This is a genomic window from Staphylococcus sp. GDH8C109P (genome assembly GCF_017893405.1).
GTDB lineage: Bacteria > Bacillota > Bacilli > Staphylococcales > Staphylococcaceae > Staphylococcus > Staphylococcus cohnii.
Genome location: NZ_JAESMX010000027.1, coordinates 56,632 through 70,689, shown reverse-complemented (window position 1 = coordinate 70,689; position 14,058 = coordinate 56,632). Strand labels below are relative to the sequence as shown.

The window sequence follows — 14,058 nt, the reverse complement described above, 5'->3', positions numbered from 1 at the left end:
GGAATATAACCTATACGTAATCATTACTTTGGTTATATTCCCTAAAAATGTTTTTATTATACTTTTTCTTTGGATTGTGATTGAAGTGCTTTTTCTTTTTTCGTGTAATTAAAATAGATAAGTCCCAATAAGATAAACCATATTGGCGACAACACAACACCCATTCTAGTGTCAGGTACAATAAATAATATCAACAACACAAAGACAAAGAATAATTGTACTAACCTTGCAGTATGAATACCACCCGGTAACTTAAATTGACTTTCTTTGTGGTTATTAGGATTTGACTTCGCATATTTTGCATAAGCATGCATGATAAACATCCATACTACAACTAGCAAAATAGTTGAAATTGCAGTTACATAGAAAAATACCTGTGTCGCATTTGGAATAAAATAATTTAAAAGTACAGTTATAGATAATAACGCACAAGTGACAAGTATTGCCACAAAAGGAACACCTCTATGATTCGTTTTCATTAACAAATGGTGTGTTTGACCTTTTTCTGACAGCCCAAAGAGTATTCTACTATTTGCAAAAATACCACTATTACAAGCCGATGATGCTGCTGTAAGTACTACAAAATTGATTAAACCAGCTGCAAATGGTACACCAATTAATGCGAATAAGCTAACAAATGGACTATTGTTCGGATCTATATCTTGCCAAGGGATAATGGACATCATAACGGCTAAAGCACCCACGTAAAATAATAAAATACGGATAGGTACACTATTGATTGCTTTAGGTATCGTTTTATGTGGATTTCTCGTTTCACCTGCTGTAATACCTAAAATTTCTATACCTGTAAATGAGAAAACAACCATTTGAAATGACATAAAGAATCCAGAAGCACCATGTGTAAATAATCCACCGTTACTATAAATATTAGATATACTCGTTTTTCCAAATGGCGTTTGTATCGCAAATATAATCATCACTACACCCACAACAATGAGTGATAATATCGTTACAACTTTAATAATGGCAAACCAAAATTCTAGCTCACCAAACATTTTAGTACTCGTTAAGTTAAAAGTCATGAGTATTAAAATACAAGCTAATGATGTAATCCAATTTGGTAAATCTGGAACCCAATATTCTACATATTTCGCAACAGCTGTAATTTCCGCCATACCTGAAGTTATCCATGTTAACCAATACGTCCATCCTGTTACAAAACCGGCAAAAGGCCCAATTTGATCATGAGCAATATCTGCAAATGTTTTGTATTTTGTATTAGCAAGCAACATTTCCCCCATCGCGCGCATAAATAAAAATAAAACAAAACCTACAATAATGTAAGTGAGTAATATCGATGGCCCAGTCAAACTGATAGACTGACCCGCCCCTAAAAATAGGCCAGTACCAATAGCACCACCAATAGCAATAAGTTGAATGTGTCTATTGCTTAACTCTCTGTTTAATTTATTTGTCATAAATTTGCTCCAATTCCTTTGTTTTAAAACATAATCAACATATAGAACTTAAAATCATACCCCTTAACTTCAAGTTGCAAAATACTATAAATCAAAAATGTTTGATTGTATAATATTATTTATTTCTGAAAATTACAACTATTCCTCAAAATTATTTTAAATAAAATTGTGTTATTACACTATTATTTTATTTATACAATTAAATTTATTAGTCATTGACGATATGATTCATTTGTTTTTTCATTGTACATTATATTCTATATTATTTTTGTGAAGTGAGATCTATATAAAATATAACAATTAAGCCGAATGTTACTTCATTGTTCACAGCTATTGTAGAGAAGTCTAGTTATGACATAGTCCAATATAGATAAGCAATACACAAAGTAACGAGTCATAAAAAATATAACTATTCTAATAAATATATACGTTTTTAATCATGACTATCCATCTTCGTACAACATTAAAAATCACTTATAACTATCCCATGAGCACTTATATTTTAGTAACATTAAATATAACGATCTACAACACCATTCCCTTTTCAATATCTATTAAGATTTAAGTATAATTAATCAATTTTGTAATGTTGGTTTTCACCACTGTAATGTGTTTTCTTGGTATCCTCTGCAATATTTAATCACTATTTAAGCTTAAAATGGAATATTTATTCACAAAAAATTATACACCTTTATATTAATTGAATTTTCTAACTTTTATAAAAATTCAGTTATTATGTATTGATTTTATATCTTATTATCGATAACATTTATATATAAGTAACTTATATATTGAAGTAATGATAGAGGAGATAAACATGACAGAAAATAATAACTTAGTAACTTCGACTCAAGAAATTATGAAAGAAGCCCTACATAAATTAGGTTTTGATGATGGTATGTATGAACTTGTCAAAGAACCTTTAAGATTTTTAGAAATTCGAATTCCTGTACGCATGGATGATGGCACTGTCAAAACGTTTAAAGGATATCGTGCGCAACACAATCAAGCTGTTGGCCCAACAAAAGGTGGTATTCGCTTCCACCCTGACGTGAATGTAGAAGAAGTCAAAGCATTATCAATGTGGATGACAATGAAATGCGGTATCACAAACTTACCTTTTGGTGGTGGTAAAGGCGGTGTCATATGTGATCCAAGAGAAATGAGTAATTTAGAACTAGAACGTTTATCACGTGGCTATGTCAAAGCTATCTCGCAATTTGTAGGACCTGCCAGTGATATTCCAGCACCAGATGTATATACGAACCCCCAAATTATGTCTTGGATGATGGATGAATATAGTAAAATCAACCGTTCAAATGCATTTGCGTTTATTACAGGTAAACCACTTTCTTTAGGTGGTTCGCAAGGCCGTAATCGTGCTACAGCGCTAGGTGCTGTAATCACAATTGAAGAAGCTGCAAAACGTCGAAATATTAATATCGCAGGTTCTCGTGTAGTGATTCAAGGTTTTGGGAATGCCGGAAGTTTCATAGCTAAAATTTTGCATGATAAAGGTGCTAAAATTGTGGCTATATCGGAAAGTCGAGGCGCTTTATATGATCCTGAAGGTCTAGATATTGAACATCTTCTAGCATTGAAGGAACAACATGGTCGTGTAACACCATTATTTGAAGAAGTTCTTCCTAATGAAAAATTATTTGAACTCGACTGTGATATTTTAATTCCTGCAGCATTATCAAATCAAATTACAGAAACAAACGCACATTTAATTAAAGCTAAAATTGTGGCAGAGGCAGCTAACGGCCCTACGACACAAGAAGCAACTAAAATACTAACGCACCGTGACGTTTTAATCATACCAGATGTACTTGCTAGTGCAGGTGGCGTAACGGTATCTTATTTCGAATGGGTTCAAAATAATCAAGGCTATTATTGGTCTGAAGAAGAAATTATCACGAAACTTGAAGAAAAGATGGTTGAAGCATTTAATAAAATTTATGATTTGGCAGAAAATAGAAAAATGGATATGCGCTTAGCAGCTTATGTTGTAGGTCTTAAACGTACAGCTGAAGCAACACGTTTCCGTGGCTGGGCATAATACTAATTTTCTATTTTATGTCGCAAAAAGCTGATTCAAATTTGAATCAGCTTTTTTTACTTTATCATTCGTGCTTTAATCAAATTTCAAAATAAAAACACTTTCCTATTGAAATATTTACATTTTCAAAAGATTTAAAAATAGAATTTTCTGAATTTGTTTGAAATAAAAAATTATCCAATATATACTTATTTACAACAAAGGGGAGGTTATACATTATGAAAAACAATATTTATGGTAATGTACCATGTTTTTTAAATAGTAAAAATCTTACATCCACAGATAATTTAGATACAGATGTTATTGTTTATGGTGCACCTTTTGAAGGTGAAAGTACTTGGGGTGACTATACGGGGGTTGAATTAGGTCCAAAGCAAATTAGAGTTTGTTCAGCACGTTATAGTCAATATTTACCAGAGTTGAACCATATTGATATTAGTGAACATTTAACAATGGGAGATGTCGGTGATGTACCATTTGTTGCGCACAATAATCAACAAAGCTATGAAAACATTGAAAAATTCACTAAAAGGCTATGGAAAAGCGGAAAATTTTTAGTTGGTTTTGGTGGTGAACATGGTGTCACTTACCCTATTCTTAAGTCACTGACAGAAACGGGTAAAAAAGTGGGCATTATACATTTAGATGCGCATTATGACAATATGCCCGATTATGAAGGAGAAATTTACGCCCGTAATACCCCATTCATGAGATTATACGAAACAGACGGTATACGTAATGAAAGTATCATTCATACAGGTATTCATGGTCCTAGAAACAAACCAGAGACGGGCCGTTATGCTCAAGAAGCTGGTGCAGTAACACTTACGATTAATGATATTAGAGCAGCAAAAGATTTAAAGCAATATGCTAGAGACATTTATGCTCAGGCGAGTAAAGATGTAGATGTCGTCTATTTAACGATTTGCAGTGATGTACTAGACTTTGCCTTTAATCCAGGCGGTCCTGTAGATGGCAATGGGCTAAGTTCTTATGAACTATTAACAATGATATATGAGTTTGGTGCATTAGGCCTATGCGGTATGGATTATGTAGAAGTTTACCCAATGCAAGATGCAAACCAGAATTCTGCACACTTCGTTTCAACAGCTGTATTATATGTGCTTGCGGGTCATGTAAATTATTTAAATAAAACGAAATAATGAGGGGTGATGACATTGGTCAAAAATGTAAGGAAGATTATTAAATCTCTTGGTCCTGGTATGATTATCACCGCTTCATTTATTGGTCCCGGAACCGTAACAACGATGACACAAGGTGGCGCTGGGTTTGGTTATAGTCTATTATGGGCTGTTGTATTCTCAATTGTTGCAACCATCGTACTCCAAGAAATGATTATTCGACTGTCACTCGTCACAAGAGAAGGTTTAGGGGAAGCAATACAAGAATTATTTGCCCATAAAGTAGGTAAACTGATTATTGTATGGTTTACCTTAATAGCCGTAACCATTGGCTGTGCAGCTTATATTAGTGGCGATTTAATTGGAACTTCACTCGGTGCAGCATATCTATTAAATTTACCAGAAAATCTAGTAGCGCCTATCATCGGCTTTATTATTTTACTTATCGGTTTATTTGGTAACTATAAATTTTTAGAAAAAATAATGATTTTCCTTATGGTAATCATGGGCATCATCTTTATTACAACTATGGTTGTGATTAAGCCAGATATTTTCGGTATTTTAAAGGGTGTATTTGTACCTACGATTCCTAATGGCTCTATTATAACTGTCATAGCATTAATTGGAACAACAGTAGTGCCTTATAACTTCTTCATCCACTCTACAGCAGTACACGAACGTTTTAATGGTATAAAAGAACTCAAATTTGCGCGTTGGGATACTATTATTTCAATCACTGTTGGTGGAATTATTTCGGCAGCTATTCTTATTGCCGCTGCCACATTAATTCGAGGCGATGAAGTCAAAAGTATTATTCAACTTTCTGGACCACTTAAACCAGTTTTAGGTGATGCTGCACCCTTTGCAATTAGCATTGGTTTGTTTGCAGCCGGGCTTTCATCAGCGATTGCTTCCCCTACTGGTGCGGCAGCTACAATAAGTAGCTTATTGGGATGGAAAGGTGGCATGGAAAGTAAAAAATACAAGATCGTATTTACAGTCATTATCCTTATTGGCATTACAACATCTTCACTCGGATTTGAACCATTAGAAGTATTGTTAGTGGCACAAGCTTTAAATGGTATTATATTACCTATCGTTGCCATACTCATCTTTATTATCATCAACAAGAAAAATCTAATGGGCCGTTTTGTCAATAACATTTGGCTTAATATTATCGGTTTTATCGTTGTTTTAATCGTCACATTCTTAGGCCTTTATAGTCTAGTTGACGCAATCACAAGTTTCTTGTCTTAAATAAAAAAGACGTATAGTCCAATTGCTTACAAAATTGGTAACTATACGTCTTTTATTTACGCTTTTAGTGATTACATTAAACGTTTTTCACTAAATTTATTATAAACCCATCTAATTAATAGTGCAGCACTGATAAACAGACCGATATAACCAAATGTTTTAAACACAAAGTTTACAAGATCTACAAAACCAATAAAACTTAAGATAAAAGCTACAATTAGAGAAATTGCTAAAAGTGCAACGTAGCCTTTACTACTTGGTCGTGTAAACCTACTTAAAAATGGATACAACATACCGATACAGCTATTAAAAATAACACCAATCATCACTGCTGACATAAATATACCTATATAAGGATGTATATCATTGGCCAATAATAATGTAGGAATATCTACACTATTAGCATTTTGGATGTTAGCCATTAATCCACACGTCATAATTAATAATAATATACTAAATGATAGGCCACCATAAAATGCTCCTCTACGCGCTGTTTTATGACTCATAGCATCACTACCAACGATGGTTAAGAAGCTAAAGCTATTTCCAATAATTAATCCTCCATAAACAATCGCATCCCACCACCATATAGAACTAGACGTTTTAGATGGTTTTGTATATTGTGCTACCTCTGAAAATGGAATAGTAGGATTAATAATGTTATAGCCCGCAATCACTAAAACTGCGATTACTAAAAACGGTGTCACTACGCTTAATATTGTCATAATTTTATTAAATCTAAGTTGCAGTACAATAAAAAGTAAAATTACAATCGCTAATGAACCTGTCCACATCGGAAGTCCAAACCCTTGATAAAGCGCAGAGCCTCCACCAGCAATCATGACGACAGTTAAACCAAATAAAAAGAAAATTGTTAAATAATCTATAACCTTACCGACATATTTCCCGAAAATATGGTTCAATGAAATTTCATATGTATTCGCGTCCAGACGATAACCAATTTTTGAAATTTGTCTAGTTGCAAACGTTACAATAATACCTGTAAGAATTACTGCAATATATGTATAATTTCCATGGTTAACAAAGAATTGTAATAGTTCTTGGCCCGTTGTAAATCCTGCGCCAACTATAAAACTAAGATAAGCGAGCGCAGTCTTAACTGCAGCCTTATTATCTTTGCTCATTAATCATACATCCCCTTCAAAGTTAGTTACTATGTACTATTTATCAGGTTTTCAAAATAAATAATCGTTGTGCCGATAGATTAAAACACAACAATCGAAACAAACGAGAGCGAGACAAATATCATACTTTCATAGTAGATGCCTTTGCCTCGCCCCAGCAAAAATAACTAGGATTAATAAACAATTTATCTAGTCAACTTTTCGCTTCATTCAGCTCAAAACAATCGTATTCAATTAAATCAAAGCCATTCATTTATACCTAGACCAAAAACTTTAAAATTTAACCTAAATAGCTCCTGGCTCTTCTAAATTTTTCCCTTTCGTTTCCGGTGCCATACAAATTGACAGTATAAAACCAATAAACAATAGGGTTGCTGAAATATACATTGTTATACTTAACCCATAATTTTCTAAAATCATCGGAAAGAAAAATGTACTTAAAGCGGATGCTAATCGACTCACAGTAGTAGTAAAGCCTCCACCTGTACCACGTACATAAGTTGGGAATAGTTCATATGGATAAATCCATTGATGGCTTCCCATCGCTGTATTGAAAATACCGTAAATAATAAATAGTACAAGTATAATTAAAAATGGAGCGCTTCCTCCAGATACTATACCTAATGATAACAAAGCTAGTGCAGTAATCAAGAAGGGCCATATCAAAGTTGGTCTTCTTCCATATTTTTCAACTAAGTATAATGCTGGAAAAATACCTACTAAATAAAACATATTGATAACAAATATTTTTTCCGTCCTAATTAGAAGATGTATTATATCGCAATAATATTACTTATCAAGACGAATAGAATCACTGCTATTTTAATCAACTAGTGCTGCAACAAAAAAATCAACACTTTCATCTCATAACAGTGAAAGTGTTGATTTTTTATTTGATTATTCTATTTAATTTATACGCCAGAATATGATGAGAAGCCACCATCAACTGGAACTACAATACCTGTGACAAAACCACTCATATCGTGGTCCATTAACCAGTATAATGTGCCTAAAATATCTTCAGGTACACCAAAACGATCCATTGGCGTTTGCGAAAGTATTTTTTGAGCACGTTCTGAATATGAACCGTCTTCATTTCTTAGCAATGCCTTATTTTGATTTGTTTCGAAAAATCCTGGTGCAATTGCATTCACACGAATTTGTCCTGCAAAGTAAGTGCTTAACCATTGTGTAAAGTTACTTACTGAAGCTTTTGCACCACTGTACGCTGGAATTTTTGTCAACGGTGTAAATGCGTTCATAGATGAAATATTGATAATTGTTCCTGTTTCAGACGCAACTACATCTTTGCCGAATACTTGTGATGGTAAAAATGTGCCAGTATAGTTTAATTTAAATACTTTATCTACACCTTCTTCTGTAAGATCAAAGAACGTTTTGTCGCCTGCTTTGTCGTACATTTCATCATTCGTTGTCGCATCAGGATGATTACCACCTGCGCCATTGATAAGTATCGTAATTGCGCCAAACTTATCATTGAATGTTTGTTTCGCTTGCTCTAAAGCTGCTTTATCTAGCACATCTGCTACTAGCCCTACCGTTTGCTGTCTGTCTTTATCAATTTCATCTTGTAATTCCACAATTTTGTCTTCGGAACGACTTAATATCCCTACATTCGCGCCTTTCTCTACAAGTGCTTTGACAAAAGTAGAACCAATGACACCTGTCGCACCTGTAATAACGACATTAACATCTTTGAATTGTGTTGCCATTATTTACTCACTCCTTCTATTAATCCATTAATATACGTAGCACCTAAAGCTCTATCGAACAAGCCATAACCAGCTTTACCTGTTTCTCCCCAAATCATACGTCCATGATCGGGTCTGATAGTACCTTTGTAATCAATATCTCTCAACGCTTCAGTAACAGCTTTCATATCTACTGAACCATGTTTAGATAAATGACCTGTTTCTATAAATGAATATTCACCAATACGTTTAACATTTCGCATGTGTACAAAATGAATGTGATCACCAAATGTTCGAATCATACTCGGCAAATCATTTTCTGCTAAAGCGCCTAATGAACCAGTACAGAAGCAAATACCATTATGTGTATCATTGCTAATGGATAATAAACGTTCATAACTTTCTTTGTTTTTAATGATACGTGGTATCCCAAATATCGGCCAAGGTGGATCGTCCGGATGTATAGCCAGATCCACATCATGTTCGATAGCAGTTGGTAACACCGCATCTAAGAAGTATTTTAAATTATCCCATAATTGCTCGTCAGATGTTTCACGATAAGATGTAATCAGTTGATTCATCTCTTCACGTGTGTAACTTTCATCCCAACCTGGTAGATTTAAATTCGTCGTTAGTGGATCAATATCTTTAATTTGATCATGATTATAAATCAATGTATTGGAACCATCTGACAAATCATAATCTAATTGCGAACGTGTCCAATCAAATACTGGCATAAAGTTATAAGTTACCGTTTTAACACCATTTTCAGCGAGATTAATCAATGAAGTTTTATAGTTTTCAATGAGTTGATCTCGTTTATCTGTACCAAGCTTTATTTCCTCACTGACAGGTAAACTTTCTACAACTTCAAACTTCAAACCTGCATCTTCAATTGACTGTTTTAATGCTGCAATTTTTTCTTTAGTCCAGACTTCTCCCACAGGAATGTCATAAATAGCCGTAACAATTTGTTTCATATCTGGAATTTGTCTTATATTATTTAATGTTACCGGGTCATCTTCTCCATACCAACGAAATGATAATTCCATGGTTATACCTCCTCAACGCCTTCTATTTTGAATAATTTTACTGCATTGTTATAACAAATATCTTTCACTATATTAGTGATGGTTTCTTCTGATAATTGAATCTCACCTTTTTCAATTCTATCTCCTAAGAAATTACATAATATTCTTCTAAAGTACTCATGACGTGTATACGAAATCATGCTACGTGAATCAGTCAGCATACCTACAAATTTGGATAATAAACCGACATTAGCATACTCTACTAAATGTTGCTCCATGCCTTCTTTTGTGTCATTAAACCACCATGCAGCACCGAGTTGGACTTTGTGATTACTATTTGTAAAGTTCCCTGCAGTTGCTTGTACCATTAAATGGTCATTACCATTATTTGGATAAATAATCGTATCTGATAACGCATGATTTTGTTCTAGATGATCTAATAAGGCATTTAATTTTTTAGCACTTAGCTGTTCGCCTACACTATCAAAGCCACTATCTGGTCCTGTAATTTTAAACATGCTTGAGTTATTATTTCTTGTTGGTCCAAGGTGGAATTGTACAACCCAACCTAATTCTTCGTAAACTTTACTAATTTCAGTTAATATATAACCTGCTAATTCGTATTGTTCAGTTTCTGTTACTTGTTCACCACGTTTTAGCGCATTATAAATTTCAGTCGCTTTTTCAACAGTTGCTGTTACTAACGGGGTCTTTTCAAAGCTTTGATCTGAACTACGTGCACCTTGTCTATCAAAATAATGTACACGCGCTTTTAACGCATCAATGTAAGTATTTAAGTCTTCAACATCACAATCAGTCGCTTGATTTAATTGGTCAATTTTTGTATGGATAGACTCATTATTTAAGAAAACATAACTATCCGGTCTAAACGTAGGGATGACTTTAAATGTAACGTTGCTATCTTCATTTAATAACCTATGATATTTCAAATCATCACATGGATCATCCGTTGTACATACCACTTTAACATTACTTTGCTTAATTAAATTTTGTGGTGTATGTGAAGGTTTTGCTAACTTTTTATTTAGTGATTTATATAATTTACTGATATTCACTTTATCTAAATCTGTATCTTCATTGAAATAACGTTTTAATTCTAATGCACACCAATGATACATCGGATTCACAATAGCATACGGTAACATATGCATAAATGCTTGGAATTTATCAAAATCATCAACACTGCCTGTAATAAAAGCTTCCTCAATGCCATAAGCTCTCATTAAACGCCATTTATAATGATCTCCACCTAACCATAATTGTGTAATATTGTCATAATTTTTATTTTCGTAAATTTCTTTTGGGTCTAAATGACAATGGAAATCATAAATTGGTAAATCTTTAACCTTTTGGTATAGCTTTACTGCTGTTTTACTATTTAATAAAAAATTATCATTAATTAAAGTCATATAATTGCTCCTTTTCTATAATCCTAGTAATTTTGGAAGGAATAGTGATAATTGTGGAATAAAAGTAATGATGAGCATTAAAATAATTAATGCTACAAAATATGGAATTAAATATTTAAATACTGATTCAACACGCACACCGCCTACACTTGCGCCCACAAACAACGCACTACCAACTGGTGGTGTGATATTACCAATACATAAGTTAAACGCGATAATGATACCAAAATGAATTGGATCAAGTCCTAATACTTCTGAAATCGGTAAAAAGATTGGTGTGAATATAAGTACTGCTGGTGTAATATCCATAAAAGTACCAATGACTAATAAAATAACGTTGATTAATAATAACAATGCAATCGGATTGTCAGTCATTGAGATAATGCCATTGGATATCGCTTCTGGTAAACCGGTATAACTCATCACAAGTGAAAATAATGCCGAAGCGGTGATTAAGAATAAAATCATTCCGCTAATTTCAGCTGTTTCTTTGATAACGTTGGATAATTGTTTGATTTTTAAACTTTTATAAATCAACGAAAGTACTACAGAATATAAAACTGCGACTGCTGCACCTTCTGTTGCTGTAAATATACCTCCGACAATACCGCCGATAACCACTACAATTAAAAACAAACTTGGTAATGCATCCAATGTTAAGAATAATCTATCTTTCCAACTTATTTTCTCTGATACTTTATACCCTTGTTTTTTCGCCATTACATAAGCAACGATCATACACGCAATACCCCATAAAATCCCTGGAATATAACCCGCGATAAATAGTGCTGCAATGGATGTCCCGCCGCTGACTAATGAATAAACAATCAGTAGTGAACTTGGTGGGATGAGTAAACCTGAAGGTGCTGATGCGATATTTGCTGCTGCCGAGTATTCTTTTTTATAACCCTGTGTTTTTTCCATAGGTCCCATTATACGACCCATGGCAGCTGCTGCAGCTACACTCGAACCAGAGATGGATCCAAAGAGCATATTACCAACGATATTGGTATGGGCTAATGATCCTGGTAATCTGCCAACGAGCACCTTCGCAAAGTTAACTAATCTAAATGCAATACCACCGTTGTTCATGATGATACCCGCTAGCACAAATAACGGAATCGCTAACATCGTAAAATCATCAATACCAGTTACCATACGCTGTGCTGCAGTTACGATAGTGACATCGAATGGTAAAATCAATAACAGCGTAATAATAGAACTTAAAATAATCGCTAATGCAATAGGTAAGCCAATGATAAGAAAAATGAAGAAAGTGATGAATAATACTAATCCTGCTATTGTTGTCATAAGCCATCACCGCCTTCAAGCTCATCATGCTCTTGAACTGCAGTCATTTCCTCTTTACTTAATAAATTATAAAATGCATAAAAAATCATAAATACACCTGAAACAGGCAATGCGCCATACATCGCTGCCATTGATAAACCTGTTGACGGTGCGATTTGAGACCAAGTCAATTTCACAACTTCAAAGCCACCCCAAATCATGAGTACGAGTGCCACGATAATTAATATAATGTCCGAAATCTTTTCCAAGTATAGCTGTATTTTTTCAGGTAACTTTTCTCTGATAAATACAATGGCAATATGCTGTTTAATCCCAAAGACATAACTTGCACTCAATAATCCAAACCATATCAACAAGAATCTAACAATTTCTTCACTCGTCGTACTTGGTGTGTTAAAAATAAAGCGTGTTGCGACTTGATAAATCGATAAGATAACCATTACAAAAAGCGTAATACCAGCTAGCGTTAACAACAATTTATCAATGATTTGCTTTGCTTTTTTCATAGCGCTGTTCCTCCTTCTCGATTAGTTTATAATCCTCTTTCGTATCCGGATTATTTTTAAATTCATCTTGAAGAGGTTTAGAAGTCGCTTTAAATGTAGACTTGTCTACATCATGGAACTTCACACCCATTTTTTCTGTCGCTGTTTTTTTAGCATCGCTCACTGCTTTATCCCAAATAACTTCATGTTTTTTTGTGGAATAATCCGCAGCATCTTCTAACCATTTTTGTTGTTGTTTCGTCAAGCTGTCATAGGTTTCTTTGTTCATAATTAAAATATCGGGCACGGTTGCGTGTTCTGTGTAGTAATAATTTTTAGCAACTTCACCATGGTTATTCGTTGTTAAAGAAGTTTCATTATTTTCTGCTGCATCAATAACACCTGATTGCATTGCAGTATACACTTCACCATAATCCATCGGTGTTGGCGTACCACCTAACGATTTAATTAAATCTACGCTTGTTTTTCCTGGTTGAACACGAATCTTCAAGCCTTTCAAATCTTTGTTGTCTTTAATCTTTTTATCTTTCGTGTAGATATTACGCATACCAGCATCATAGTAAGTAATACCTAAAAACCCTTGGTCGTCTGTCGATTTAAAGAAAGCATCTTGTACGTTTTTACGTTTCATTACGTGTCGATAATTATCTTCTGATTCAAATAAATATGGCATATTAAATAATGAATACGTTGGCGAAAAACTTTCCAGCGCGCCGGCCGAAACTTTAGTCATTTGAATTGCATTCGTCTGTGTCATTTCTATCGCTTCACGCTCACTACCGAGCTGACCATTCGGATAAATATTCACCTTTAGTTGACCATGTGATTCTTTTTCTAATCTATCTTTAAAAATTTTTAATGATTTATGAACAGGATGTTCTGTTGGCTGATTATGCGCTAACATGATTTCTTTTGTCTTTGTTTTAGCAATCGTCTCCTCATTTGTAAGCATCATCGATACCATCCCCATCGTAAAGAATGCGCTTACAAGAAGGAGTATAAATTTCCTCATAAACATTAATC

12 protein-coding genes are annotated in these 14,058 nt (G+C 33.9%); 3 read left to right on the top strand and 9 right to left on the bottom strand.

The window, feature by feature from the left end; translation table 11 throughout:
• Positions 1-56: 56 nt before the first annotated feature.
• Positions 57-1,439 (bottom strand): amino acid permease, encoded by a 1,383-nt coding sequence (locus tag KA867_RS12900; protein ID WP_210138290.1) that lies wholly within the window; start codon positions 1,437-1,439, stop codon positions 57-59.
• An 817-nt stretch (positions 1,440-2,256) separates the two neighbouring features.
• Here KA867_RS12900 and KA867_RS12895 point away from each other — a divergent pair.
• The 3 genes from KA867_RS12895 to KA867_RS12885 all read left to right on the top strand — a co-directional run bounded on the left by KA867_RS12895 (position 2,257) and on the right by KA867_RS12885 (position 5,900).
• The gene (locus KA867_RS12895; RefSeq protein WP_107384029.1) at positions 2,257-3,501 is read left to right on the top strand and encodes a Glu/Leu/Phe/Val family dehydrogenase; all 1,245 of its coding nucleotides are present in this window, start codon (positions 2,257-2,259) and stop codon (positions 3,499-3,501) included.
• A gap of 218 nt (positions 3,502-3,719) precedes the next feature.
• A complete protein-coding gene (locus KA867_RS12890) occupies positions 3,720-4,664 on the top strand; it encodes an agmatinase family protein (RefSeq protein ID WP_210138289.1) in 945 nt (314 codons plus the stop codon).
• A gap of 60 nt (positions 4,665-4,724) precedes the next feature.
• Positions 4,725-5,900, top strand: coding sequence for an Nramp family divalent metal transporter (locus KA867_RS12885; protein WP_394859105.1), 1,176 nt, complete (start codon positions 4,725-4,727; stop codon positions 5,898-5,900).
• Positions 5,901-5,971: 71 nt separating this feature from the next.
• On the opposite strand, the gene KA867_RS12880 is transcribed toward KA867_RS12885, so the two are convergent.
• From KA867_RS12880 to KA867_RS12845, 8 genes are all read right to left on the bottom strand, one after another.
• Positions 5,972-7,045, bottom strand: coding sequence for a YkvI family membrane protein (locus KA867_RS12880; protein ID WP_210138288.1), 1,074 nt, complete (start codon positions 7,043-7,045; stop codon positions 5,972-5,974).
• 285 nt (positions 7,046-7,330) lie between these two features.
• Entirely contained in the window at positions 7,331-7,777 is a 447-nt protein-coding gene (locus KA867_RS12875; RefSeq protein WP_210138287.1) for an MFS transporter, read from the bottom strand.
• Positions 7,778-7,956: 179 nt separating this feature from the next.
• Positions 7,957-8,778, bottom strand: coding sequence for an SDR family oxidoreductase (locus KA867_RS12870; protein WP_210138286.1), 822 nt, complete (start codon positions 8,776-8,778; stop codon positions 7,957-7,959).
• Entirely contained in the window at positions 8,778-9,809 is a 1,032-nt protein-coding gene (gene uxuA / locus KA867_RS12865) for a mannonate dehydratase (RefSeq protein ID WP_210138285.1), read from the bottom strand. The genes KA867_RS12870 and uxuA overlap by 1 nt, the downstream gene beginning before the upstream one ends.
• Before the next feature lie 2 nt (positions 9,810-9,811).
• Positions 9,812-11,218, bottom strand: coding sequence for a glucuronate isomerase (gene uxaC, locus KA867_RS12860; RefSeq protein WP_210138284.1), 1,407 nt, complete (start codon positions 11,216-11,218; stop codon positions 9,812-9,814).
• 15 nt (positions 11,219-11,233) lie between these two features.
• Positions 11,234-12,529 (bottom strand): TRAP transporter large permease, encoded by a 1,296-nt coding sequence (locus KA867_RS12855; protein ID WP_107384037.1) that lies wholly within the window; start codon positions 12,527-12,529, stop codon positions 11,234-11,236.
• On the bottom strand, positions 12,526-13,035 hold the full coding sequence (locus tag KA867_RS12850; RefSeq protein ID WP_210138283.1) for a TRAP transporter small permease: 510 nt from the start codon (positions 13,033-13,035) through the stop codon (positions 12,526-12,528). Before KA867_RS12850 ends, KA867_RS12855 begins: the two co-directional genes overlap by 4 nt.
• Positions 13,010-14,047 (bottom strand): TRAP transporter substrate-binding protein, encoded by a 1,038-nt coding sequence (locus KA867_RS12845; RefSeq protein ID WP_210138282.1) that lies wholly within the window; start codon positions 14,045-14,047, stop codon positions 13,010-13,012. The genes KA867_RS12850 and KA867_RS12845 overlap by 26 nt, the downstream gene beginning before the upstream one ends.
• Positions 14,048-14,058: the final 11 nt, after the last annotated feature.